General features: G+C 69.1%; 23 protein-coding genes. 12 read left to right on the top strand and 11 right to left on the bottom strand.

Going from position 1 to position 23,656, the window contains the following annotated elements; all coding sequences use genetic code 11:
- Positions 1-11: 11 nt before the first annotated feature.
- The 5 genes from sdhA (at position 12) to ACQEVO_RS25755 (ending at position 5,326) form a co-directional block, all read left to right on the top strand.
- A complete protein-coding gene (sdhA, locus tag ACQEVO_RS25775) occupies positions 12-1,811 on the top strand; it encodes a succinate dehydrogenase flavoprotein subunit (RefSeq protein ID WP_432918113.1) in 1,800 nt (599 codons plus the stop codon).
- Positions 1,811-2,584, top strand: coding sequence for a succinate dehydrogenase iron-sulfur subunit (locus tag ACQEVO_RS25770; RefSeq protein WP_195055256.1), 774 nt, complete (start codon positions 1,811-1,813; stop codon positions 2,582-2,584). Before sdhA ends, ACQEVO_RS25770 begins: the two co-directional genes overlap by 1 nt.
- Positions 2,585-2,722: 138 nt before the next feature.
- Entirely contained in the window at positions 2,723-3,640 is a 918-nt protein-coding gene (locus ACQEVO_RS25765; RefSeq protein ID WP_432918109.1) for a metal ABC transporter substrate-binding protein, read from the top strand.
- On the top strand, positions 3,637-4,371 hold the full coding sequence (locus tag ACQEVO_RS25760; RefSeq protein WP_432918106.1) for a metal ABC transporter ATP-binding protein: 735 nt from the start codon (positions 3,637-3,639) through the stop codon (positions 4,369-4,371). The genes ACQEVO_RS25765 and ACQEVO_RS25760 overlap by 4 nt, the downstream gene beginning before the upstream one ends.
- A gap of 46 nt (positions 4,372-4,417) precedes the next feature.
- Entirely contained in the window at positions 4,418-5,326 is a 909-nt protein-coding gene (locus ACQEVO_RS25755) for a metal ABC transporter permease (RefSeq protein ID WP_432922994.1), read from the top strand.
- Between the two features lie 58 nt (positions 5,327-5,384).
- Here ACQEVO_RS25755 and ACQEVO_RS25750 read toward each other — a convergent pair whose 3' ends face one another.
- From ACQEVO_RS25750 to ACQEVO_RS25720, 7 genes are all read right to left on the bottom strand, one after another.
- Positions 5,385-6,068 (bottom strand): JAB domain-containing protein, encoded by a 684-nt coding sequence (locus ACQEVO_RS25750; protein ID WP_432918103.1) that lies wholly within the window; start codon positions 6,066-6,068, stop codon positions 5,385-5,387.
- 88 nt (positions 6,069-6,156) lie between these two features.
- Positions 6,157-6,354, bottom strand: coding sequence for a type II toxin-antitoxin system VapB family antitoxin (locus ACQEVO_RS25745; protein ID WP_432918100.1), 198 nt, complete (start codon positions 6,352-6,354; stop codon positions 6,157-6,159).
- 198 nt (positions 6,355-6,552) lie between these two features.
- On the bottom strand, positions 6,553-7,806 hold the full coding sequence (locus ACQEVO_RS25740; protein WP_432918097.1) for a primosomal protein: 1,254 nt from the start codon (positions 7,804-7,806) through the stop codon (positions 6,553-6,555).
- 424 nt (positions 7,807-8,230) lie between these two features.
- Positions 8,231-8,563 carry a YbaB/EbfC family nucleoid-associated protein gene (locus ACQEVO_RS25735; protein ID WP_432918093.1) on the bottom strand — a complete coding sequence of 111 codons (333 nt, stop codon included), beginning with the start codon at positions 8,561-8,563 and terminating at the stop codon, positions 8,231-8,233.
- A gap of 67 nt (positions 8,564-8,630) precedes the next feature.
- Positions 8,631-8,981: a hypothetical protein gene (locus ACQEVO_RS25730; protein ID WP_432918090.1), complete on the bottom strand. Its 351-nt coding sequence runs from the start codon at positions 8,979-8,981 to the stop codon at positions 8,631-8,633.
- Positions 8,982-9,039: 58 nt separating this feature from the next.
- Positions 9,040-10,134: a C40 family peptidase gene (locus ACQEVO_RS25725; protein WP_432918087.1), complete on the bottom strand. Its 1,095-nt coding sequence runs from the start codon at positions 10,132-10,134 to the stop codon at positions 9,040-9,042.
- A 4-nt stretch (positions 10,135-10,138) separates the two neighbouring features.
- On the bottom strand, positions 10,139-10,453 hold the full coding sequence (locus ACQEVO_RS25720) for a type VII secretion target (RefSeq protein WP_432918084.1): 315 nt from the start codon (positions 10,451-10,453) through the stop codon (positions 10,139-10,141).
- A gap of 150 nt (positions 10,454-10,603) precedes the next feature.
- On the opposite strand from ACQEVO_RS25720, the gene upp reads away from it, so the two are divergent.
- A complete protein-coding gene (gene upp / locus ACQEVO_RS25715; RefSeq protein ID WP_432918081.1) occupies positions 10,604-11,227 on the top strand; it encodes a uracil phosphoribosyltransferase in 624 nt (207 codons plus the stop codon).
- 6 nt (positions 11,228-11,233) lie between these two features.
- Here the strand turns inward: upp and ACQEVO_RS25710 are convergent, their stop codons facing one another.
- Together ACQEVO_RS25710 and ACQEVO_RS25705 are read right to left on the bottom strand one after the other, a co-directional pair.
- Complete coding sequence (locus tag ACQEVO_RS25710) at positions 11,234-12,733, bottom strand: phospho-sugar mutase (protein ID WP_432918078.1); 1,500 nt, start codon at positions 12,731-12,733, stop codon at positions 11,234-11,236.
- Positions 12,734-13,513, bottom strand: coding sequence for a purine-nucleoside phosphorylase (locus ACQEVO_RS25705; RefSeq protein WP_432918075.1), 780 nt, complete (start codon positions 13,511-13,513; stop codon positions 12,734-12,736). It abuts the gene before it with no gap.
- 108 nt (positions 13,514-13,621) lie between these two features.
- Between ACQEVO_RS25705 and ACQEVO_RS25700 the strand changes: the two genes are divergently transcribed.
- Positions 13,622-14,326, top strand: coding sequence for an enoyl-CoA hydratase-related protein (locus tag ACQEVO_RS25700; RefSeq protein WP_432918072.1), 705 nt, complete (start codon positions 13,622-13,624; stop codon positions 14,324-14,326).
- 251 nt (positions 14,327-14,577) lie between these two features.
- Entirely contained in the window at positions 14,578-15,756 is a 1,179-nt protein-coding gene (locus ACQEVO_RS25695) for a M20 family metallopeptidase (RefSeq protein ID WP_432922991.1), read from the top strand.
- 410 nt (positions 15,757-16,166) lie between these two features.
- On the opposite strand, the gene ACQEVO_RS25690 is transcribed toward ACQEVO_RS25695, so the two are convergent.
- A complete protein-coding gene (locus ACQEVO_RS25690) occupies positions 16,167-16,646 on the bottom strand; it encodes a gamma-glutamylcyclotransferase (RefSeq protein WP_280398103.1) in 480 nt (159 codons plus the stop codon).
- Positions 16,647-16,843: 197 nt separating this feature from the next.
- Between ACQEVO_RS25690 and ACQEVO_RS25685 the strand changes: the two genes are divergently transcribed.
- The 4 genes from ACQEVO_RS25685 (at position 16,844) to ACQEVO_RS25670 (ending at position 22,108) form a co-directional block, all read left to right on the top strand.
- Complete coding sequence (locus ACQEVO_RS25685; protein WP_432918068.1) at positions 16,844-18,247, top strand: NAD(P)H-quinone dehydrogenase; 1,404 nt, start codon at positions 16,844-16,846, stop codon at positions 18,245-18,247.
- A gap of 343 nt (positions 18,248-18,590) precedes the next feature.
- Complete coding sequence (locus ACQEVO_RS25680) at positions 18,591-19,631, top strand: hypothetical protein (protein ID WP_432918065.1); 1,041 nt, start codon at positions 18,591-18,593, stop codon at positions 19,629-19,631.
- 385 nt (positions 19,632-20,016) lie between these two features.
- Positions 20,017-20,829, top strand: coding sequence for a hypothetical protein (locus ACQEVO_RS25675; protein ID WP_432918062.1), 813 nt, complete (start codon positions 20,017-20,019; stop codon positions 20,827-20,829).
- An 82-nt stretch (positions 20,830-20,911) separates the two neighbouring features.
- Positions 20,912-22,108 carry a PLP-dependent aminotransferase family protein gene (locus ACQEVO_RS25670; protein ID WP_432918059.1) on the top strand — a complete coding sequence of 399 codons (1,197 nt, stop codon included), beginning with the start codon at positions 20,912-20,914 and terminating at the stop codon, positions 22,106-22,108.
- Here the strand turns inward: ACQEVO_RS25670 and glpK are convergent.
- Complete coding sequence (glpK, locus tag ACQEVO_RS25665) at positions 22,090-23,586, bottom strand: glycerol kinase GlpK (RefSeq protein ID WP_432918057.1); 1,497 nt, start codon at positions 23,584-23,586, stop codon at positions 22,090-22,092. The genes ACQEVO_RS25670 and glpK overlap by 19 nt on opposite strands.
- Positions 23,587-23,656 lie beyond the last annotated feature (70 nt).

Raw genomic sequence — 23,656 nt, 5'->3', positions numbered from 1 at the left:
GGCCCCCTCGCATGAGTGAGAGCAGCGAACGAACCAGCGCAACTGTTGAGTCTCGGCCTGTTCAGGAGCACCGCTACGACGTCGTGATCGTCGGTGCGGGTGGCGCCGGTATGCGGGCGGCCATCGAGGCCGGCCCCCGGGCGCGCACCGCGGTGCTGACCAAGCTGTACCCCACCCGCAGCCACACCGGCGCGGCCCAGGGCGGTATGTGCGCGGCCCTGGCCAACGTCGAAGAGGACAACTGGGAGTGGCACACCTTCGACACGGTCAAGGGTGGCGACTACCTGGTCGACCAGGACGCGGCGGAGATCATGGCCAAAGAGGCCATCGACGCGGTGCTGGACCTGGAGAAGATGGGCCTGCCGTTCAACCGGACGCCCGAAGGCAAGATCGACCAGCGCCGGTTCGGCGGGCACACCCGTGACCACGGCAAAGCTCCCGTGCGCCGCGCGTGTTACGCCGCCGACCGCACCGGTCACATGATCCTGCAGACGCTGTACCAGAACTGCGTCAAGCACGACGTGGAGTTCTACAACGAGTTCTACGTGCTCGACCTGGTGATGACCGATACCGAGCGGGGCCCGGTCGCCACCGGTGTGGTCGCCTACGAGCTGGCCACCGGCGAACTGCACGTGTTCCACGCCAAGTCGATCGTCTTCGCCACCGGCGGCTCCGGCCGGATGTACAAGACCACCTCCAACGCGCATACGCTCACCGGCGACGGTATGGCGATCGTGTTCCGCAAGGGCCTGCCGCTCGAGGATATGGAATTCCACCAGTTCCATCCGACGGGTCTGGCCGGCCTCGGCATCCTGATCTCCGAAGCCGTCCGCGGTGAGGGAGGCATCCTGCGCAACGTGGACGGCGAGCGGTTCATGGAACGCTACGCGCCCACCATCAAGGACCTCGCGCCGCGCGATATCGTCGCCCGCTCGATGGTGCTCGAGGTGCTCGAGGGCCGCGGCGCCGGACCGAACAAGGATTACGTCTACATCGACGTGACCCACCTCGGCGAGGACGTGCTCGAGGAGAAACTGCCCGATATCACCGAGTTCGCCCGCACCTACCTGGGTGTGGACCCGGTGAAGGAACTGGTGCCGGTCTTCCCGACCTGTCACTACGTGATGGGCGGTATCCCCACCCGCATCCAGGGCGAGGTGCTGCGCAACAACACCGATATCGTGCCCGGCCTGTACGCCGCCGGTGAATGCGCCTGTGTCTCCGTGCACGGCGCCAACCGCCTCGGCACCAACTCGCTGCTCGATATCAATGTGTTCGGCCGCCGCGCCGGTATCGCCGCCGCCGAATACGCCCAGCGCGCCGAATTCGTCGAGATGCCGGAGAACCCGGCGCAGATGGTGCAGGAATGGCTGTCGCTGATCCTGTCCGACCACGGTAACGAGCGGGTCGCCGATATCCGCACCGAACTGCAGCGGTCGATGGACAACAACGCCTCGGTCTTCCGCACCGAGGACACGCTCAAGCAGGCCCTCACCGATATCCACGCGCTCAAGGAGCGCTACGCCCGGATCACGGTGCAGGACAAGGGCAAACGCTACAACAGTGATCTGCTCGAAGCCCTGGAACTGGGCTTCCTGCTGGAGCTGGCCGAAGTCACGGTGGTCGGCGCGCTCAACCGCAAGGAGTCGCGTGGTGGTCACGCCCGCGAGGACTACCCGGACCGCGACGACGTGAACTTCATGCGGCACACGATGGCCTACAAGGAAGGCGCGGATCTCCTCTCGGATATCCGGCTGGACTTCAAGCCGGTGGTGCAGACCCGTTACGAGCCGATGGAGCGTAAGTACTGATGACCGCTGTAGCCGAGAAGCCCGCAGCCGCGAACCCGGCGCCGGTGCCCGAGGGCTCGACCATGATCACCGTCAAGGTGGCGCGGTTCAACCCGGAGGACGGGCAGGGCCAGCACTGGGAGTCGTTCCAGGTGCCGGCGCTGCCGACCGACCGGTTCCTGAACATCCTCATCTACATCAAGTCCTACCTGGACGGCACGCTCACCTTCCGGCGCTCCTGCGCGCACGGTGTGTGCGGTTCGGACGCGATGCGGATCAACGGGGTGAACCGGCTGGCCTGCAAGGTCCTGATGAAGGACATGCTGCCGAAGAACGGTAAGCCGGTCACCATCTCCGTCGAGCCGATCCGCGGCCTGCCGGTGGAGAAGGACCTGGTCGTCGATATGGAACCGTTCTTCGACGCGTTCCGGGCGGTGAAGCCGTACCTGATCACCTCCGGTAACGAGCCGACCTTCGAGCGGATCCAGAGCCAGGCCGACCGCGCCCGGTTCGACGACACCACCAAATGCATCCTGTGTGCCTGCTGCACCACCTCGTGCCCGGTGTACTGGCACGACGGCAGCTACTTCGGCCCGGCCGCGATCGTGAACGCGCACCGCTTCATATTCGACAGCCGTGACGAGGGCGCCCGGGAGCGGCTGGACATCCTCAACGAGGTCGACGGGGTGTGGCGCTGCCGCACCACCTTCAACTGCACCGACGCCTGCCCGCGCGGGATCGAGGTCACCAAGGCGATCCAGGAAGTCAAACGCGCGCTGCTGTTCGCGCGCTGACCCGGCGTTGCCACCGGAACCGCCCCTGTGCCCGGCACGGGGGCGGTTTTGTTTTCCCGGCCGATCCGGTTTCGTCACACGAACTTGATAATTCGGGTACCCGAACTTACCATTCTGACTGGAAGGCGGTGGTTCGGAATGCGGGTGTTTCTCCGGATTGCCGCTGTGCTCGCGGCCTGCGGGGTCACGGTCACGCTCACCGCGTGCCAGTCGTTCCATCTGCCGCGCACCGGTAAACCGGTCGTCGTCACCACCTTCACGGTGCTGGCCGATATCGCCGCCAATGTCGCGGGTGAGCACCTCGACGTGCAGTCGCTCACCAAACCCGGTTCGGAGATCCACGGCTACGAACCGACCCCCGGCGATATCAAACGCGCCGCCAAAGCCGATCTCATCCTGGACAACGGGATGAACCTGGAAGCCTGGTTCGGCCAGTTCGTCGCCGACCTGGACGCCGATCACGTGACCGTGAGCGACGGGGTGGCCGCGGTGCCGATCACCTCCGACGCCTACGCCGGCAAGCCGAACCCGCACGCGTGGATGTCGCCGCTCGACGTCCAGATCTATGTCGACAACATGGTCGCCGCCTTCACCCGGCTCGCACCCGAACACGAGGCCGCCTTCCGGGCCAACGGCACGGCCTACAAACTCCGGCTGCAACAGGTGTACGACGAACTCGTCGCCGAACTGCGCGATCTGCCGCGTCGCCAGCGCGCCCTGGTGACCTGCGAAGGGGCGTTCTCCTACCTGGCGCGGGACGCCGGGCTGTCCGAGGCCTACATCTGGCCGGTCAATGCCGAACAGCAGGCCACACCGCAGCAGATCACCCGGGTGATCGAATACGTCCGCGACAACCGGGTACCGGCGGTGTTCTGCGAATCCACCGTCTCCGACGCGCCGATGCAGCGCGTCGTCGAGGCCACGGGCGCGCGTTTCGGCGGTGTCCTCTATGTGGACTCGCTGTCCGCGGCCGACGGCCCGGTACCGACCTACCTGGACCTGATCCGCCACGATGCCGAAACCATCGCCGCCGCACTCACCGGGAGCCGGTCATGACACACCCCGCGATCGACGTCGACGACGTCACCGTCTACTACGGCGAGGTGCAAGCGCTCGACAGCGTCCGGCTGGCGGTGGACCCGGGCCGGGTATGCGCCCTGATCGGGATGAACGGCTCCGGTAAATCGACGCTGTTCAAAACGCTGATGGGCATGATCGTCCCCGACCGCGGCAGCGTGCGGATCGGCGGTGCGAAACCGGCGGCGGCGCGGCGTTCCGGAGTGCTCGGCTATGTACCGCAGAGCGAGGCCGTGGACTGGTCGTTCCCGCTGTCGGTCCGCGATGTGGTGACCACCGGCCGCTACGGCCGGATGGGTTTCACCCGGCGCGCGAGCCGCGCCGACCGGGCCGCGGTGGACGAGGCACTCGAACGGGTCGAGCTGACCGAACTGGCGGACCGGCAGATCGGCAGGCTCTCCGGCGGCCAGCGCAAACGCGCGTTCGTGGCCCGGGGCATCGCGCAGGGAGCCCGGATCCTGCTGCTCGACGAACCGTTCGCGGGTGTGGACAAACGATCCGAGGCGACGATCACGAGTTTGCTGCGCGAACTGGCCGCCGGCGGGGCGACGGTGCTGATCTCCACCCACGACCTGCACGCCCTGCCCGGCCTCGCCGACGAGGCGGCGCTGCTGATGCGCCGGGTGCTCGTGCACGGCAGCACCGAGGAGGCCCTGCGGCCGGAGAACCTCGCGCTGGCATTCGGCCTCGACGTGCTGGAACAACGGTGACGTCCGCCCCGTCCGGGGGATTCCACGGAGCAATCAGGTGAGTGTCATGGATCTGGTCGAATTCCTGCTCGAACCACTGCGGTACGCCTTCATGGTGCGGGCGCTGGCCACGAGCCTGGTCGCCGCGATCGTCTGCGGCCTGCTCTCGTGCTGGCTGGTGCTCGTCGGCTGGTCGCTCATGGGCGACGCGGTCTCGCACGCCGTGCTGCCCGGGGTGGTACTGGCCTATATCGCCGGTGTCCCGTTCGCGGTCGGGGCGGTGATCTTCGGATTCCTGGCCGTGGCGCTGATCGGCCTGGTCCGCGATACCACGCGAGTGAAGGAAGATGCCGCCATCGGCATCGTGTTCACCACACTGTTCGCGTTCGGACTGGTCCTCATCTCGGTGACCCCCAGCGATACCGACCTCAACCACATCATCTTCGGCAATATCCTCGGCGTGAGCCAGGGCGAGCTGATCCAGATCGCCGTGCTGGCCGTCCTGGTCTTCGCGGCGCTGGTGCTCAAACGCCGCGATTTCACGCTGTACGCCTTCGACCCCGTCCATGCCTACGCGATCGGCCTGAACCCGCGTGTTCTGGGCGCAACTCTGCTCGGTCTGCTCGCGCTGACGGCGGTCGTGGCGCTGCAGGCGGTGGGAGTGGTCCTGGTGGTCGCCATGCTGATCATCCCGGGTGCCACCGCTTATCTGCTCACCGACCGTTTCGGCCGCATGCTGGTGCTGGCCCCGGCGATCTCGGCGGTCTGCGCGGTCGTCGGCCTGTACGTGAGCTATTACGCCGATACCGCCCCCGGCGCGACCATGGTGCTGGCCCAGGGCACGGTGTTCACCGCCGTCTACCTGTTCGCACCGCGGCAAGGCCTGATCGGCTCCCGCCTGGTGGCCGCCCGGCGCCGCGCCCGGAACGGCAGCGCCACCGCGGTCCGCGAAGAAACCGCCGGTATGCCCGGCTGATCCGCCGGTCCGGCCGCCCCGGCTGCGACCGTGCACCGCCGAAAAGGTTCGTCCAGGGCTACGGGCTCGCCTCCTCGAGCGGGGCCGCGCGGCGCCAATCCTCACCGGCGAGTACCACATGGTCGAGGAACCGCAGGCCTACGGTGTGGGCTGCCGCGGCGAGCACGCTGGTGGCGCGCCGGTCGTCGTGGCTGGGGGACGGGTCGCCGGAGGGGTGGTTGTGGGCGAGTGCGAAGGCGCGGCCGTCATGGCGCAGGACGGTGTTCAGGATTTCCCGTACCGGTACCGCGACCTCGTCGATCGCGCCCTCGGCCACGAAGATCGAGCGCCGCAGCCGATTGCGGGCATCGCAGATGAGCACCAGCAGCCGTTCCACCCGCGCCCCGGCGAACAACGGCCACGCCGCCAGCGCCACATCCTCGGCGCGCAGCAGTGGTGCGGCCGGGGCCGGGCCCGGCCGGGCACGCGCGGCGAGCTGGAAGGCGGCGGTGATCGCGGCGGCCTTGGCGGTGCCCACTCCGCCGTGCCGGGCCAGCTCCTCCGGGCGCGCCGAGGCCAGCCCGGCCACCCCGCCGAATTCGGCGAGCAGGACGAGCGCGAGTTCGACGGCGCTCGCACCCCGTTTACCCTGGCCGAGCAGCAGGGCGAGAAGTTCGCCGTCGCTCAGCGCGTGCGGGCCCAGCGCGTACAGCCGCTCCCGCGGACGTTGCGCGATGGGCAGATCGGTGATCGGTACCGACATGATTCCCCCTCCGGACTCCCTGTGCCCGGATCATGCCAGCGGGTACCGACAGTATTCGCGGTAGCCGAGCGGCTGCTGAACGTCGCCGTCAGCCGTCGATCACCACGGGCTGGGGTGACCGGTCGAGTGCCGAGGCGGCCAGGCGCTCGAAATGCCGTAGCTGCCGTTCGTGGACCACGATTCGGCGCAGCGCCTCGTGAATGGTTGCCTTGCTGGTCTCCGTACCCATGATTGCGCCGGCGGCCGCCAGCAGATCCTGATCCAGATCGATCCGCACTGTCGGCATGCGTCCTCCTTCGTACATCCGCCCTGCTGCCACGATGTCACCGTCCCCGCCCGGACGGAGCCGGTACGAGGCTGCGCGACGACAAACACCGCTGGCCAGACAGTTTGCCGAGTCGATGCCGGTTTATCGACCGAATGAACCGGCACGTGTCCACATCGAGACCTAAGCCGGGCGAACGATCGCTCGCCGGCGCCGAAATCAGCGTGGGGCCAGCCGGGATTCGAAGTTGCGTTCGAGTTCCCGCCAGGCCGCCGCCTCGGCGTCGTACGGCGGGTTGGGCGCCATCCGGGTGGGGTCCGGGTTCAGCAGATAGGAGACGTACCAACCGAGCGGAGTGGATTTCGCCAAGGCCTGTTCGACCGCGTCGTCCTCGGCGTAATCGGCGGCATCGGTGAACAACTCCAGCACCAGATCCAGCTGTTCGGTGTCCACCGCTTCGGGACCCTCGGCCAGATCGTCGGCCAGTCCGGGCAGGACGTAGATGTTCTCGTCGGTGACCTCGACCTCCAGCGATCCGTCCACCGCGGCCGTCTGCACCTCGGCGAAGGTGCTCACGCGCGCCAGATCGTGTTCGTGATCGTCGGCGAGGTAGCGGGCGAGCGCGCGTTCGCTACCGAATACCGAGATGGATTTCTTCGCGCCGAGGAAGATCGGTTCGTCGTCGAGATAGCAGCGCAGGGTGAAGTATTCCGCCTCGGACGTAATGATCTTGACCGGGTCGATTCCGACTTCCTCCCAGAAGGTGAGGTCCTCGTCTTCCTCGTCCTCGTCGTCGGCATTCAGATCGACCGGCTCGAAATCGCTGTCGTCGTCGGTATCGGCGACATCGTCGGCGTCGACCTCGTTCTCCTCGGCGGCCAGCAGCTCCGCCTCGGCGAGGGCGACGGCCTCGGCATCCACGTCCGGGACGCGCACGACCGAGTCGATCGCGTCCAGGACGTCGTCCCAGCTCTTGGCGACGGCCGCGCCGATCTGGTCCCACAGTTCCAGGCCCTCCCGGCCCACGAACATGCTCGTGCCGCCGGAGAGCGCGGCCAGTGAAGGATGGGTGCCGAAGAATTTGGTCACCGGATCGAGTTCGCAGACCTCGCCGATATTGCGGACCATCGCCAGGGTGTCCTCGAGTTCGGCGACGGTGTCCACATCCGGATCACCGGCCGCCAGCTCCGGGACGCCCACCAGATCGAACGAATAGTTGTCCTCGGGCTCCAGCTCGGCGGCCGATAGCCCGGCCACCACCTTCCAGGCCGGATGATCGACCAGATCGTTGTCGGAGTCGGTCCGGATGAAGGCGGCGAGCTCGGCTACGGACTCGAAGCCGTAGAGGGCGTCCTCATGTCCTAGGAACGCTTCCCACTCGTCATCCCCGTCACGCCAGCGCGGTGCCCACAGGGTGACGAGATCGCCGTCGGTCAGACCGAGCTCGATCGGGACGATGTCTCCAGAAGCCATACGCGGAAGCCTAATAGGTCCAGCTGGGCTGAGCCCACCCATGGTCGGGGCCCGGCCTCGAGAATATGGGTGCGCGACCGGTCATATCCGGCCACCGCACCGACGGCGTTCCGCGATACACGCCTGACCAGCATTGATCCGGAGCCGACCGGTAACCGCGCAACAGGGCGAACGCCGCTGTAGCCGCTGCGCCACACCCGGCGACCACGGCCGCTCTGCACCTGTGCGAAGCGATGGGCGTGGAGCATCCCGTGGTCGCCTCCGCGGCACCGGTGCCGAAGCTGTTCGGGCCCGCGCTTCCCGGCCGGAACAGGCTCAGGTGCGGACGGGGCGCTCGTCGGTTCCCAACGGTCCGATCGCTGCTCAGCTTCCCGGGGTGCGCTCGCAGCGCTTTCCGGCAGAGTGCGGAGACCCGGTGGACGTGTCAGGTGCCGGCCGGCTCGGCCGCGCCCTGCGCCGGTGGTGTGAACGATTCGTTCAGTGCGGCAATGACCTCGGAGCGTCGGCCCCCCGCATCCTCGGCGGCCTGGCGGCAGGCCCAGAGGATGAGCTGGGACGCCTCGGCCGGTGCGAGTGAGGTGACGGCTTCGGAAAGCCGCAGATCGGCGAGCGCGCCGTCGCTGTCGACCTCCACGCTCACCATGCCGTCCTCGGTGGTGAACCTGCCCCGGACCTGTTTCAGCCCGTACAGCGCCGCTTCGAGCGCCTCCAGTTTCTGGGTGGCCCCGGCGACCAGGGCGTCCATTTCCGCGCTCATGTTCTCTGTCTCCTAGCTCCCCGGGCCGATCCGATGCGGTGCCGGCGCGCGCCGGCCGGCACGCGGCTCATACCGGCCGCATCCAGCTCGTCGGGCCGGTATCGGCGTCGTCCATCCGGTCCAGTTCGTCCACGGCCTGCTGCCGGGTCGGCAAACCCAGCTGGTCCAGGATTTCGTCGGGCATTCCGTTCTCGGCCAGCACTTCTCGCCGTTTCGCCTTGGCGGCGATCGTGGAGCGTTTGGTCAGGCGCAGGATTTCGTCGGCCAGTGCCTGTGCGCCGTAGCGGTATTCGCTGCGTTCGAATTTGATCTCCACCGGCATACCCTGATCGGTGGCGCGTACCGACAAGGTGCCGGCCCGATTCCGGCTTCCCGCCACGGTGACGTTCGGAATCTCGGGAACCTGTTGCTCACTCATACTTCTGTCCACTCGTCATGGTCGGATACCCACCCGCCGCGGGGGGCGTGCGGCCGGCTCATTCCGTCGGCCGGTAGAACCCGTAGAACTCCATACCGCTGTTCTCGGTGCGGATCGAACCGACCTGCACCGGATCACCGGCCTCGACCAACTGCCCGTTGCCGATCACCATCGCCACGTGGCCGTCCCAGATCGCCAGATCGCCGGGCATGAGATCGCCCGGGGAAACGGGGGTGGCGCCGTTGGCCTGTTCGTGGGCGAGGCGCGGGATCTCCACCCCGGCTTCGCCGTAGGCGTATTTCGTCAGGCCGCTGCAGTCGAGACCGGCGCCGGGGGTGTTGCCACCCCAGACATACGGGGTGCCGACGCAGCCGAGGGCCGATTTCACCGCGGTGGCCGCCTTCTCGTTCGGCGCCTCCACCACACTGCCGTCGGGCAGGGTGATCTTCACGCCCTCGCCGTCTGTCGTACCGGTCGAGCTGGTGGTCTTGCCGGGCGTGCCCGCGCTGGTGGTGGTCGTGGTGTCGCCGGTACTCGACATCGCGGTGCTCATCATCGTGCCGGCCACACCGGCGACACTGCTGAGCCCGGAGGTGACCGTGGACAGCGCCTGGGTGCCCACCGAGGCGGTATTCGCGGCCGACGGAGTGGGCGGCGGTGGTGCCAGCTCGTTCATCGACGCGGTGTGGGTCTGCAGTTCGTTCTGCACCCGGCCCACCACGCCCAGCGCCTGACCCAGATGGTCGATCGCGGTACCCACCAGCAGCGACAGCCCGGCCGGGGTACCCAGCGTGGGGGCCATGGCGGAAGCGTTGTTCACGAACGACTGCGCGACGGCGGTCAGATCCTTGTTCCCGGTTTCGATATGCGCCGCGGCCTGGCCCATCACCGTGGCCATCTCGTTGCCGCGGTCGGAAATGCTCGCGGCCGAGGTCTGTACCCGCAGGGCCTTGGAGGTCGCGGCGTCGGCGCCGGTACCGTCCCACGCGGTGTTCATCAGGTTGATGCCGTTGCGGCCCAGGGCGTGCACCTGATCGATCGCGGTGGACGCCGCGCGCAGCGAATCACCGGGACCGCCGGTGGCCAGCACGCCGGTGCCGAAACTGGCGAGCAGATCGAAGATCGGCTTGGCCAATGCGCTGATATCGATCACCGGCTCACTCCCCGGCGGCGCCGCGCAGGGCGGCGGCATTGCTGGTATCGGCCTCGGCGTAACTCACGGCGGCCACACCCGCCGCCCCGCTCATCGTGCCCAGCACCGCGGACAGCTGGCCGATCGTCGCCACATGACCCGCGTGCGCGGCGGCGTAGGCGGCCAGGAAATCGTCGCCGATCAGGCCGAAGATCGGGCCGAGGACCGTGGGCGCGGCACCCGACGCGCCGGCCCCTGCCGCCGCGAGCTCGGAGGCCATCACCCCGGCGGTGCTGCCGTAGGCCGCGATGCCCTCGGCATCGGCTGAGATGTTCACCATCAGTGGTTCCCCCATCGACTTCGTTAACGGGCAGAGTATGTCATCCACCGGTTTCGACGCACCGGCTTCCCGCACGGTTCCCTCGAATCGGCTCCCCGGAAAATCCCGGCGCGACAGCGGCGCACCCGGGATCGACCTTATCGTTCCCTCATGCGCACGCACACCCTGGACCATCCGCTCGTGGCGATCCTGCTGACCACGCTGCGTGACGAACGCACCCCCGATTCCGGCTTCCGGGCGGCACTGCGGGATCTGTCGCGGCTGCTGGTGTACGAGGCGCTGCGCGATGCGCCGGTACGGCACCACGACATCGCCACCCCGGTTGCCACCACCCGGGGTACGCGCCTGGCGCGGCCGCCGCTGCTGGTGCCGGTACTGCGCGCCGGACTCGGCATGGTGGACGCCGCCACCGACCTGATTCCGGAATCGAAGGTGGGTTTCGTCGGTGTCGCGCGGGACGAGCGTACCCACCGTCCCGTGCCCTATCTGGAATCGCTGCCCGACGATCTGTCCGCGACACCGGTGATGGTGCTCGACCCGATGCTGGCGACCGGCGGATCCATGCTGCACACGCTGGACCTGCTGGTCGGCCGCGGCGCCACCGATATCACCGCGGTCTGCGTCGTCTCGGCGCCGGAGGGGATCGCCGCGCTGGCGAATTCGGGCCATCCGGTGCGGCTGGTGACCGCGGTGATCGACGACCGGCTCAACGACGACGCGTTCATCGTGCCCGGGCTCGGCGATGCCGGGGACCGGCAGTTCGGGCCGCGCTGAGCCCGTTCAGCCGGCCAGCGCCCGGCAGTAGTCGGTGAGTTCCGAAAGACGTTCCCGTGCAGCCTTTCTCGCGTCCGGCAATCCATCCGGGCCGGAAACGGGCTGCACCACTTCCAGATAGCATTTGAGCTTCGGTTCGGTGCCCGAGGGCCGCACCACCACGCGCAGGCCGTCGCCGGTGAACAGCAGCGCGTCGGTGCGCATGGCACCGCGCAACGCCGACATATCGGTGTAATCGACGGCGGTTCCGGCGAGTTCGCGCGGTGGCGCCGTACGCAATGTGTCCACCACCGCGGCGGCGGCCCGCTGGTCCGGTAGGCGCAGTGCGACCTGATCGCCGGCGTGCACACCGAAGCGGACCGCGTAATCGTCGAGTTCGTCGATCAGCGTGCGCTCTCGGGCCCGCAGTCGCGACACCAGATCGGCGGCGAGCACCGCGGCCGAGACACCGTCCTTGTCGCGGACGGCGGCCGGGTCCACACAGTGGCCGATGGCCTCCTCGTACGCGTACACCAGCCCATCACCCGCCCGCGCCAGCCATTTGAACCCGGTGAGGGTTTCGGCATAGCGGGCGCCGCGGTCGGCGGCCAGCCGGGACAACAATCGTGACGAGACGATCGTCGTGGCGACCAGCGAATCAGGTGGGGCCGTGCGCAGGACGTGATCGGCGAGCAGCACACCGGTTTCGTCGCCGCGCAGCATGCGCCAGCCCTCGGCGGTGGGCACCCCGAGCGCGCAGCGATCCGCGTCGGGGTCGAGGGCGATCGCCAGATCGGCGTCCACCCGTTCGGCCAGCCGCAGCAGCAGATCGGCGGCGCCGGGCTCCTCGGGATTCGGGAAGGCGACGGTGGGGAAATCGGGGTCGGGGGTGAACTGCTCGGCCACCGCGTGGATATCGGTGAACCCGGCGGCGGTGAGCGCTTCTACCGCGGTCGCGCCCCCGACCCCGTGCAGCGGGGTGAACGCGATCCGGATATCGGCGCGTTCGCCCGGCCCGCCGATGAGCTGTGGCAGCTGGGCGACCCGGGCCAGATAACGGGAGTGCAGGCCGGAATCGGCGACCTCCACCGGGGTGCGCGCGATCGGTTCGGTGACCGCCGCGATCTGCCGTTCGATCTCGGTATCGGCCGGTGCGAGCAGCTGGGCGCCACCGTCCACGTACACCTTGTAGCCGTTGTCGGCGGGCGGATTGTGCGAGGCGGTGATCTGCACCCCGGCCACCGCGCCGAGCGCGCGTACCGCGAACGCGGTCACGGGGGTGGGCCACGGTTGCGGCAACCGGATCACCGCGAAACCGGCCGCGGCCAGCACCTCGGCGGTGACCTCCGCGAATTCCGCCGAGCCGTGCCGGGCGTCGCGGCCGACCACCACCTGCCCGCCGCCCAGGCAGCGATCCCGCAGCCACGCGGCGAGACCGGCGGTCGCGTGGGCGACGGTGGTCTCGTTCATCCGGTCCGGGCCCGGCCCCAGCGGTCCGCGCAGTCCGGCGGTGCCGAAGGTCAGCATCTACAGCTGCTCCACGAGCCCGCGCAGCAGTTTGCCCAGCCGGGGCGCGGCGGCCCGCCCCTCGGCGAGCACTTCGGCGTGGGCCAGCGGCGCCCCGGTGACCCCGGCCGCCAGGTTGGTGACCAGCGAGATGCCGAGCAACCGGGCACCCAGCGCGCGCACCGCGATCGCCTCCAGGACCGTGGACATCCCCACCAGATCGGCACCGATGGTGGCCAGCATCCGGATTTCGGCCGGGGTTTCGTATTGGGGCCCGGTGAGTCCCGCGTACACCCCGTCGGTGAGGTCGGGATCCACCCGGCGGGCGAGCTGCCGCAGCTCCGGATCCCAGGCGTCCACCAGATCGACGAACGTGGGGCCGGTCAGCGGGGTAGCGCCGGTGAGGTTGACGTGATCACGGATCAGCACCGCCTCACCGACCCGCAGCCCCGGCCGGATACCACCGGCGGCATTGGTCAGGATCACCGTTTCCGCGCCCGCCGCCACCGCGGTACGCACCGGATGCACCACCTCGGCGGGGGAGTACCCCTCGTAGAGGTGCTGGCGTCCCATGAGGACGAGGGCGTCGGTATCACCCACCGAGACCGACAGCACCCGGCCGGCATGACCCTGCGCGGTGGGTGCGGCGAATCCGGGGAGCTCCGGCATGGGGATCTCGGCGTTCGGGGTGCCGAGTTCGGCGGCGGCGTCCTGCCACCCCGAACCGAGCACCACCGCGACCCGGTGCCGGGCCACGGACGTCCGGACGGTGATTTCCTGGGCAGCCTCTTCGGCAAGCATGGCGGTCAGTGTATGGCCTCACCGGCCGGCCGACCGCCCATACGGCGCGCGCGGCCACCGCGGCCGTCCGCTGTCGATGGCCGGTCCTTCTGGCTATACGCTGCACGTATGCCGTACCTGGAACGCGATGGGAACGTTTTCGTATTGTCGCTGGGCAACGAGGGCCAGACCGATAACGAGAACCGCTTCAGCCACGAATGGATCGACGAGGTCCACGCCCTGCTCGACACCGTGGAAGCGAGCGAGGGGCCGGCCGCCCTGGTCACCACGGCCACCGGAAAATTCTTCAGCAACGGGCTCGATACCGACTGGCTGTTCGCCAACCTCGACCGGATGCACGGCTACCTCGACCTCGTGCACGGCATCTTCAGCCGGATCCTGGCCTTCCCGCTGCCCACCGTCGCCGCGGTGAACGGGCACGCCTTCGGTGCCGGCGCCATGCTCGCCAGCTCGCACGATTTCCGGGTGATGCGCGCCGACCGCGGGTTCTGGTGCCTGCCCGAGGTGCACCTCGGGATGCCGTTCACGATCGGGATGAACGCGCTGGTCACCGGCCGGCTTACCAATCAGGTCGCGCTCACCGCCATGACCACTGGCCACCGCTACGGCGGCCCGGAGGCGCTGGCCGCGGGAATCGTCGACGAGACCGCGGAGGCCGAGACCCTGCGCACCGCCGCGCTCACCCGGGCCGCCGCGCTGGCCGCCAACCGGACGCCCAGCCTGCCGGCGATCAAACGTTCGCTGCACGCGGCGGCGCTGGCCGCGCTGGCGGTCCCGAATACCGCGGATAATCTGGAATTCGCCAAGAGTTAGCATCCGGGTATCCGTTCCGTTGCCGGTGTTCCGCCGGTCACAGCGGGGATGTCGCCGGGCGCGGATGCGGTCGCGGTGGGAAACTGGAGTAAACGGCCGTTCCTCGGGGGACGAGTGGAACCGCCGCCGTTGTACCGCGACCCAGGTCGCGGGCGATATGTGTTACGGGACGATCCCGGCACGCGGAGAAGTGGTTCGCAGCTGCTCGTTCAACGACAGGAGGACATTCGGTGAGCACAACCGGCCGTTCGGTGCGCGACGGACAGGACGCGGTAACGGCGTGGCTGGCCGAGCACACGGTCGATCTCGTGCAGTGGCGCCGGCACCTGCACGCCAACCCCGAGCTGTCCCGCACCGAATTCGCAACCACCGAATTCGTCGGCACCTGGCTCACCAAGGCCGGTCTGTCGTTCCGGGTACTGCCCAGCGGAACCGGATTGATCTGCGATATCGGTCCCGAGGACGCGCCCCGTATCGCGCTGCGCGCCGATATGGACGCGCTGCCGCTGCAGGAGTTCACCGGCCGGGATTTCGCCTCCACCGTGCCCGGCGTCTCCCATGCCTGCGGCCACGATGCGCATACCGCCATCCTGCTCGGCACCGCCCTGGCATTGGCCGACGCGGATCTGCCGGTGGGGGTCCGGCTGATCTTCCAGCATGCCGAGGAAGTGATGCCCGGCGGCGCGCTGGACATGGTCGCCGAAGGCGCCGTGCACGGTGTGGACCGCATCTTCGCGCTGCACTGCGACCCCCGGCTCGAGGTGGGCCGGGTGGGGATCCGGGTCGGCGCCATCACCTCGGCCGCCGATACCGTGGAACTGGTCCTGGACTCGCCCGGCGGCCACACCTCCCGGCCGCATCTGACCAGCGATCTCGTCTACGCCATCGGCACCGTCATCACCGGCCTGCCCGGGCTGCTCACCCGCCGGATCGACCCGCGCACCAGCACGGTGATGGTCTGGGGCGCGGTGAGCGCGGGCAAAGCTCCCAACGCCATCCCGCAGACCGGGATGCTCACCGGCACCGTCCGCACCGGCGACCACGAGACCTGGTCGCTACTGGAACCGATGGTGCGCGAAATCGTGAACAGCCTGCTCGCGCCGACCGGCGTCCGCTACCAGCTCGACTACCGGCGCGGCGTCCCGCCCGTGGTGAACGACGAGCATTCGGTGCGCATGGTCAGCGACGCGGTCCGCGCCATCGGCCCGGACGCCCTCGCCGACACCCCGCAGTCCGGCGGCGGCGAGGATTTCTCCTGGTACCTGGAAGAAGTCCCCGGCGCGATGGCGCGGCTCGGCGTCTGGTCCGGTGAGGGCCCGCAGCTGGACCTGCACCAGTCGACCTTCGATATCGACGAACGCGCCCTACCCATCGGCGTCCGCACGTTCACCAACATCGCCCTCCAGGCCGGCCGCGAACTCACCACCTGACCGGCAACGGTCAAAGGCTGAACGTGCCCAGCGCCGGCGCCGGGCACGCAGCCTTTCGAGCCGAACGCGACCACGGCAGCGCTCAGCCCATCTGGATACCCACAGCGCCCATGAGCCTCGCAACCGAACATGACTACGGTGCGCCGAGCTCAGCGAGGCATTTGAAGTGCTCGAGGGCCCGAAACCGAACGCGACCACGGCGGTGCCGAGTCCAGCGAGGCACTTGGAGGGCGCATACCCCGGAACCCGAACGCAACCACGGCGGTGCCGAGTCTTACGAGGCCCTGAGAGGTTTTGGCCCGTCCCTGCTGTCAGCGCTCGATGCGATGCGGCGCAGCCGCGAGTGTCGAGTGCTGACAGCAGGGACCAAGGGGGCCAAAACCCGCGGCGCCGCAGGCGCCGCAAAAAATTCAGCTGAAGTTGTTGCCGGGGCCTACGTTGCGGCTGTTGCGGGTGCGCAGGGCGTGTACGTAGTCGGCTGGGGCCCCGGCTTTTTCGGCGGCATCGGCCATCACGCCGAGGTAGCGGGCCGAGGGGAGCCCGCCCTCGTAGGCGTCCAGGACGTACAGCCAGGCGAGGATCGGTTCGGTGCCGCTACCGGGGCTGGGGGTCACCCGGAGGCGGATCTTGCGGTGGATCCCGAAATCCGAGCCCTCCCAACGGTCCAGCCGCTGCTCGTCCTCCGGGGAGACGTCGTAGAGCACCACGAAGACCCGGGACCCGGGTTCCTCGACGACCGTGGCGAGCGGGCCCTCCCAGCCGATATCGTCCCCGCTGAAGGTGAGGCGCCAGCCCTCCAGCCAGCCCGTCCCGAACATGGGGGAATGCGGACAGCGCTCGAGCATCTGGGTCGAATCCATATTGGACCCGTAGGCAGCGTAGATCGGCACACCGGCAGCTTAGTTGTGTGATGGGTCGCACCGGTACGGGGCGTCGTAAATCGCCCTGGGGGATGTGCTTCGGTGGCGGCGACGCGCGGTCCGGCCGCGTGTGGGCGGGGACGCGGCACGCACTAGGCTGGGTCCGGCGAGTGAGGGCCGCGACGCTGCCGCGCGCCGGGCGCGGGTGATCAGGACAGGGGAAAGATATGACCCGCATTGCAATCATCGGTGGCGGACCCGCGGGCTACGAGGCGGCGCTGGTCGCGGCCCAGCACGGCGCCCAGGTCGAACTGATCGATTCCGACGGTATCGGCGGCGCATGCGTGCTCTGGGACTGTGTCCCGTCCAAGACGTTCATCGCCTCCACCGGCATCCGCACCGATCTGCGACGGGCACGCAACCTGGGGGTGATCCTCGACCCGAGCCAGGCCGAGGTGCGGTTGCCGGAGGTCAACGAACGGGTGAAGGCGCTGGCGCTGGCGCAGTCCTCCGATATCCGTTCCAAACTGCAGGCCGCCGGGGTGCGGGTACTGCCCGGCCGGGGCCGGCTGGCGGGGCCGGGAACGGGACGGGCGACGCACCGGGTCGCGGTGGACTACCCGGACGGCACCGCGGAAACCGTCGAAGCCGAGGTGGTGCTCATCGCGACCGGGGCCTCGCCGCGGGTACTTCCCGGTGCCGAACCCGACGGTGACCGCATCCTGAACTGGCGCCAGCTCTACGACCTGGACGTCCTGCCGGAGACACTGGTGGTGGTCGGTTCGGGTGTCACCGGTGCGGAATTCGTCTCCGCCTATACCGAAATGGGCGTCCGCGTGATCCTGGTCTCCAGCCGGGACCGCGTCCTGCCCGGCGAAGACGCCGACGCCGCACTGGTTCTCGAGGACGCCTTCGCCGAGCGCGGTGTGGAACTGGTCAAACACGCCCGCGCGGACAAGGTCGAACGCACGGCCGACGGTGTCCTGGTGACCCTCTCCGACGGCCGCACGGTCACCGGATCGCATGCCCTCATGACCGTCGGCTCCACGCCCAACACCGGCGGCCTCGGGCTGGACGAGGCCGGGGTCGAACTGGACCGCGGCGGCTACCTGCGGGTCGACCGGGTGTCGCGCACCCCGGTTCCCGGCATCTACGCCGCCGGCGACTGCACGGGCCTGCTGCCGCTCGCCTCGGTGGCTGCCATGCAGGGCCGGATCGCGATGTACCACGCTCTCGGCGAGGGAGTGAGCCCGATCCGCCTCAAAACGGTGGCCTCGGCGGTGTTCACCCGCCCGGAGATCGCGACGGTCGGGGTCGGCCAGACCGAGATCGACAACGGTGAGGTACCCGCCAGGACGGTGATGCTGCCGCTGAACACCAACCCCCGGGCCAAGATGTCGGGGCTGCGCCGCGGCTTCGTGAAAATCTTCTGCCGCCCCGCGACCGGCGTCGTGATCGGCGGTGTGGTGGTCGCCCCCATCGCCTCGGAACTGATCCTGCCGATCGCCCTCGCGGTCCAGAACAACCTCACGGTCAACGATCTGGCACAGACCTTCTCGGTCTACCCGTCGCTCACCGGCTCGGTCATGGAAGCCGCCCGCCAGCTCATGCGCCACGACGACCTGGGTTGAGTCTTTTTGCCCCGCCTTCGGCGGCGCGGGGCTCGGTGCCGCTGCTGGGCGGTCCGAGTCGGGGGGCTTGAACGTGCGGGTGGTGGCGGGCAGGTGAACACCGAGTCTTCCTGTCGGTGGTGAGGTTTCGCCGGATTGCCGGGAAAGCTCTGTTGTGGTTGACTGCCGAGGCAGAGATTGCGATCGGCGGGCGGTCGCGAGGTTTGGTGCCGGGGGGTTCGTCCTTTCGGACTCGGACAGCGAAACGGCCCACCCGGGCCACCGCTGAAATCGGGTCTCAGATGAGGCAGAACTGGTTGCGGTCCACAGATGGTCCGTAGCCGGGAAAGGGATTGGGCGAATAGTGAAACATCGTAAGCCGAACCGGGCGGGCCGGGCGGTGGCGAGCACTTCGCTGCCGCTTGCGACCGCAGCGGCCATGGCCATCTTCGCGTCGCCGGCGGGGGCCGCTCCTGGCGATCAGCCGACCACACCGACCACGCCGGCCACTCCGGCGCCCGCGCAGCCGGGTACCACTCCGGAGCAGCAGCAGGAGAGCCCGGAGACCACGCCGAGCCAGCCGGGCGTGCAGAACCCGGGTGCGCAGAACGAGGGGGAACAGCCGGAGAGCGCTCCCACCCCGAGCCAGCCGGGTGTCACCACGCCGAAGCCGGGTGAAGAAGGCGAACAGGGCCTGACCGGCCCGACTCAGCCGGGTGTCACCACCCCGCGAGTGGCGCCGCTGCCCGTGCCGGGTCAGGACGAGCCGGTCCAGCCCGCCATCGCGCCGGAGAAGCCCGAGGGCGAGCAGCCGCCGGCGCCGGGGCAGCCGGGTGAACAGCCCGCGCCGGAGGCCGAGGGCGACGCGCAGCCCGCCGAGCCGGGCACCGAAACTCTGGTCCAGCCGCAGGCCCCGCAGTGGCAGGCGCCCAGCCTCGAATCGGCGCCGGTGGCGCCGGTGGTCGAGATGCAGGGCCCGCATATGGAGGTCGGTGCCGCCATCGACGGCGGTGCGCTGGCTCCCGGGCATTTCGCCAACACCCACCACTTCACCAACCAGTCCGGCTATGTCGGTACGGCCGGGTTCCGTACTCCCACGGGGACCGGTGAGGCCGGTATCTCGGTGGAGTTCGTCGACGAGAACACCGTCAATGTCTCCACCTTCACCGGCGGGAACGGATTGCCGGACAACCGGCTCGATCATGTGATCGACACCACGCCGGTGAATACGGCGAAGGCGGCTGTCGAGCATTGGATCGCCATGCAGCCGGGCGGCGCTGCCGCCCTGAAGGCCGCGGCCGAGATTCCGCCGCCCCCGCCGCTGCTGCCGCCGGGCAACTACCCGGAGCAGTCGGTCAATGTCGCTGGCGTCAATACCCAGTGGGGTGGTTCACTCCAGTACTGACACGAGTGAAATCTTGCCGGGTGGGGCGGTCGAGTACGGCCGCCCCACCCGCGTGTCTCGAAAGGGATGGGCTGTGACCGGCGAGGGCGAAGATAGAGGGCGCGAACGCGAACCCGAGCGGGCGGATTTCGGTCCGCCGACGGGTGATTTCGGGCCTCCGGTGTCGGAGTTCGGCCCGCCGGTATCGGAGTTCGGTCCGCCGACGGGTGAACTGCCGGTACAGGGCTGGAAACCCGCGGGTGCGGATAATTCGGAGCTGGCCTGGCGGCCGGCCGATGGTTCATCGGCGGCCCCTCCGGAGCCGCCACCTGTTCCGGCGCCACCGCCGCAATATCGTGCGCCGGACAGCTCGACCCCCGCGTATTCGCCGGGGCCCGGTGAGTCCGTGCCGGTGACGCGCCCGGCGCCGGGGGATGCCGACGCCACGGTCCGTCATCCGCTGCCGCCGGATCCGGCGCCGCGCCGGCCGAGTACGGGCCGGGCGCCCGAGGCGGATCAGACGACCGTCCGGCACAACACACCGGACCTGCGGTGGCCCGGTCCAGACCTGCCCGGTGACAGCGGAGCCGACCCGGCGGGCGGCCCGGTCCGGCCGCGCGCGGGAGGTTTGTCCTGGGACAGCGATCCGATCGCGCAGAAACTCACGCCGCAAACCGTCTCACGGGCCCTGACCGAGAAACCGCGCCGTGAGCTGCCGGTGGGCACGATCGTCGCCGTGGCGGCGGTGATCGTCGCGTTCATCGCCGTCGGCGTGGCGATCGTCGTGGTCCGCGGCGGCGGGGGCGAACCCGGGACCGGGCCCACGGCGGAGGCGATCGACGGGCTGAGCTGCCCGGCGACGCAGGACGGTGGTGTCACCGTCGGTAACGGGGCGGGCGATACGACCAGCGGCCCGGATGCCGTGCTCGGGTTCCAGTACGCCTTCTACACCGAGCGCAGCGGCGCCGGGGCGCGGGAATTCGTGGCACCGGATTCGCCGGCGATTTCGTCGGCCGAGACGATCCAGCAGGCGATCGACCAGCAGATTCCGGCCGGTACCCAGCACTGTGTGCGGATCACCGAGCGGGCGGCGAACTCCTTCGACGTGGATCTCACCGAACTCCGGCCGAACGGGAAGACCACGGTGTACAAGCAGACGGTCACCACGGTCGAACGGGACGGTAAGACACTGCTGTGGGTGATCGCCGACCGACATTAGTCTCATGATGTGAGATCACAGTTTCATATAATGGTTTTCATGGGATGATTGGGTATCTACCAGGTGATACCCGGAGGCCCCCATGTCCCTCGATGCTGCGCCGCTGGCCGGAAAACTGGCCGGCCTCACCAGCTCCGCCATCCGCGACCTGCTGAAGCTCACCGCGAACGCGGAGGTCATCAGCTTGGCCGGCGGTCTGCCCGACGCGGCGCTCATGCCCGGCCCGCGGATCGCGGCCGCCGCCGAGACTGCGCTGCGCAGCCCCGCGACGCTGCAGTACACCGAATCACCGGGCTGGGGACCGCTGCGCGACGTACTCGCCGAACGGGAATCCGCGCGTATGCACCGTGCGGTGGGCACCGGGGAAGTGTTCGTTACCCACGGCTCGCAGCAGGCGCTCTCGCTGCTCGCGGAGGTACTGCTCGACCCCGGCGCGCTGGTGGTGGTCGAGGATCCGGCCTATGTCGGCGCGCTCCAGGTGTTCCGTGCGGCCGGAGCCCGCATCGTGGCGGTGCCGCTGGACGAGGAGGGGATGCGGGTCGATCTGCTCGAGGACCTGATCGCCGGCGGGCAGCGGCCCGCGGTCGTGCATACGGTGAGCAACTTCCACAACCCGGGCGGCGTGACCATGAGTCCGCAGCGGCGGCGGGCGCTGGCCGAGGCCGCCGAAAAGCACCGGTTCTGGGTGATCGAGGACGACCCGTACGGTGAGTTGTGGTTCGACCGGCCCGCACCGGAGCCGATCGCCACCTATTCCCCGGCGGTGATCCGGTTGTCCTCGGCGTCCAAGATCATCGCTCCGACGCTGCGGGTGGGCTGGATGATCGCTCCGGAGCGGGTCTGCCGGGCGGTCGAACTGCTGAAACAGGGGGCCGATCTGTGCGGGTCGGCCTTGACCCAGCAGATCGCCGCGGAACTGCTCGCCGACACCGGCTGGCTCACCGGCCATATCGATACGGTGCGCGGGGTCTATGCCGAACGGGCCACCGCCCTGGTGGGCGCCATCGGCGAACGGTTCGGTGACCGGCTGCGCTGCAGTCCGGCGTCCGGCGGAATGTTCGTCTGGGCGGAATTCACCGACGGCACCGATACCTCCGAACTGCTGCCCCGCGCGCTGGAGGCCGGCGTCGCCTTCGTGCCCGGACAGGCATTCGCGGTGAGCACCCCGTATTCGCACGCCATGCGGATGTGCTTCACCACCGCGGCCCCGGACGCTCTCGCCGAGGCCGCGGCGCGGCTGGCGCGGGCGGTGCCGGCCGGTCAGCCGGCCCAGTTGTAGGTGCGTTCCACGGCCTTGTTCCATGCCCGCAGCCGGGCCTCGCGTTCGGCGGCGGGCATGGCGGGGTGCCAGGTCTTGTCGGCGGACCAGTTGGCGCGGATATCGTCGGTACCCGACCAATACCCGACCGCCAGGCCGGCGGCGTAGGCGGCGCCGAGCGCGGTGGTCTCGTTGACCAGCGGGCGCACCACCGGCAGGTCGAGGATATCGGCCTGGAACTGCATGAGCAGATCGTTGGCGACCATACCGCCGTCGACCTTCAGCGCGACCGATTCCAGGTTCAGCGAGCGGGCCGCGGCGTCCGCGCGCATGGCATCCATCACCTCGCGGGTCTGGAAAGCGGTCGATTCCAGGATCGCGCGCGCCAGATGCGCCTTGGTGACGAACCGGGTGAGCCCGGCGATCACGCCGCGGGCGTCGGGCCGCCAGCGAGGCGCGAAGAGCCCGGAGAACGCGGGGACGATATAGGCGCCGCCGTTGTCGTCCACCGTGCGGGCCAGATCCTCGATCTCCGGGGCCGAGTCGATGATGCCGAGATTGTCGCGGAACCACTGCACCAGGGCGCCGGTGACCGCGATCGACCCCTCCAGCGCGTACACCGGCGCTTGCTCTCCGAGCCGGTAACACACGGTGGTGAGCAGGCCGTGCTCGCTGAACACGGGGGTGGTCCCGGTGTTGAGCAGCATGAAATTGCCGGTGCCGTAGGTGTTCTTGGCTTCGCCGGGCCGCAGGCAGGCCTGCCCGAAGGTCGCCGCCTGCTGATCACCGAGGATCCCCGCCACCGGTACGCCCGCCAGGGGTCCGGACGCGATCTCGGCGTACACCTCCGACGAACTGCGGATCTCCGGCAGCATCCGCTCCGGCACGCCGATCTCCGCGCAGATCTCGCTGTCCCACCGCAGGGTGCGCAGATCCATCAGCAGCGTGCGCGAAGCATTCGTGACATCGGTGATGTGGCGGCCGGTGAGGTTCCACAGCACCCAGCTGTCCACGGTGCCGAAACACAGCTCACCGGCCTCGGCGCGCTCCCGGGCGCCGGGCACGGTATCCAGGATCCAGCGCAGTTTGGGGCCGGAGAAGTAGGTCGACAGGGGTAGTCCGGTGCGGTCGGCGTACCGGTCGGCGCCCCGGTCACCGGCCAGTTCGGTGCACAACCGGTCGGTGCGGGTGTCCTGCCAGACGATGGCGTTGTGGATCGGGCGGCCGGTGTCGCGCTCCCACACGACCGTGGTCTCACGCTGGTTGGTGACCCCCACCGCCGCGATATCGCCGGCCCGCACCCCGGCCTCGTCCAGCGCCGCTCCGAGTACGAATTCGGTGTTGCGCCAGAGGGTTTCCGGATCGTGCTCCACCCAGCCCGGTTTGGGAAAGATCTGCTCGTGTTCCCGCTGGGCCAGGCCCGCGATCTGCCCCGAACGGTCGAAGAGGATACATCTGCTCGAGGTCGTGCCCTGGTCGATGGCGGCCACATAGCGCATGGCAGGAGGCTAGCGCAATCGGGCATGGCGGTGACGGCTGTCTCGCTACCGACGATCCACACCGGTTTGC

The sequence above is a fragment of the Nocardia sp. CA-290969 genome (assembly GCF_050936135.1).
In the GTDB taxonomy this organism is placed as follows: Bacteria; Actinomycetota; Actinomycetes; order Mycobacteriales; family Mycobacteriaceae; genus Nocardia.
The sequence above is the reverse complement of the archived record's forward strand: the minus strand, read 5'-3'. Positions and strand labels throughout refer to the sequence as shown.

Bases quoted from the DNA above. Each gene is read 5' to 3' on its own strand.
- sdhA (WP_432918113.1), top strand. From the start codon at position 12: ATGAGTGAGAGCAGCGAACGAACCAGCGCAACTGTTGAGTCTCGGCCT.
- ACQEVO_RS25770 (WP_195055256.1), top strand. From the start codon at position 1,811: ATGACCGCTGTAGCCGAGAAGCCCGCAGCCGCGAACCCGGCGCCGGTG.
- ACQEVO_RS25765 (WP_432918109.1), top strand. From the start codon at position 2,723: ATGCGGGTGTTTCTCCGGATTGCCGCTGTGCTCGCGGCCTGCGGGGTC.
- ACQEVO_RS25760 (WP_432918106.1), top strand. From the start codon at position 3,637: ATGACACACCCCGCGATCGACGTCGACGACGTCACCGTCTACTACGGC.
- ACQEVO_RS25755 (WP_432922994.1), top strand. From the start codon at position 4,418: ATGGATCTGGTCGAATTCCTGCTCGAACCACTGCGGTACGCCTTCATG.
- ACQEVO_RS25750 (WP_432918103.1), bottom strand. From the start codon at position 6,068: ATGTCGGTACCGATCACCGATCTGCCCATCGCGCAACGTCCGCGGGAG.
- ACQEVO_RS25745 (WP_432918100.1), bottom strand. From the start codon at position 6,354: ATGCCGACAGTGCGGATCGATCTGGATCAGGATCTGCTGGCGGCCGCC.
- ACQEVO_RS25740 (WP_432918097.1), bottom strand. From the start codon at position 7,806: ATGGCTTCTGGAGACATCGTCCCGATCGAGCTCGGTCTGACCGACGGC.
- ACQEVO_RS25735 (WP_432918093.1), bottom strand. From the start codon at position 8,563: ATGAGCGCGGAAATGGACGCCCTGGTCGCCGGGGCCACCCAGAAACTG.
- ACQEVO_RS25730 (WP_432918090.1), bottom strand. From the start codon at position 8,981: ATGAGTGAGCAACAGGTTCCCGAGATTCCGAACGTCACCGTGGCGGGA.
- ACQEVO_RS25720 (WP_432918084.1), bottom strand. From the start codon at position 10,453: ATGGTGAACATCTCAGCCGATGCCGAGGGCATCGCGGCCTACGGCAGC.
- upp (WP_432918081.1), top strand. From the start codon at position 10,604: ATGCGCACGCACACCCTGGACCATCCGCTCGTGGCGATCCTGCTGACC.
- ACQEVO_RS25710 (WP_432918078.1), bottom strand. From the start codon at position 12,733: ATGCTGACCTTCGGCACCGCCGGACTGCGCGGACCGCTGGGGCCGGGC.
- ACQEVO_RS25705 (WP_432918075.1), bottom strand. From the start codon at position 13,513: ATGCTTGCCGAAGAGGCTGCCCAGGAAATCACCGTCCGGACGTCCGTG.
- ACQEVO_RS25700 (WP_432918072.1), top strand. From the start codon at position 13,622: ATGCCGTACCTGGAACGCGATGGGAACGTTTTCGTATTGTCGCTGGGC.
- ACQEVO_RS25685 (WP_432918068.1), top strand. From the start codon at position 16,844: ATGACCCGCATTGCAATCATCGGTGGCGGACCCGCGGGCTACGAGGCG.
- ACQEVO_RS25670 (WP_432918059.1), top strand. From the start codon at position 20,912: ATGTCCCTCGATGCTGCGCCGCTGGCCGGAAAACTGGCCGGCCTCACC.
- glpK (WP_432918057.1), bottom strand. From the start codon at position 23,586: ATGCGCTATGTGGCCGCCATCGACCAGGGCACGACCTCGAGCAGATGT.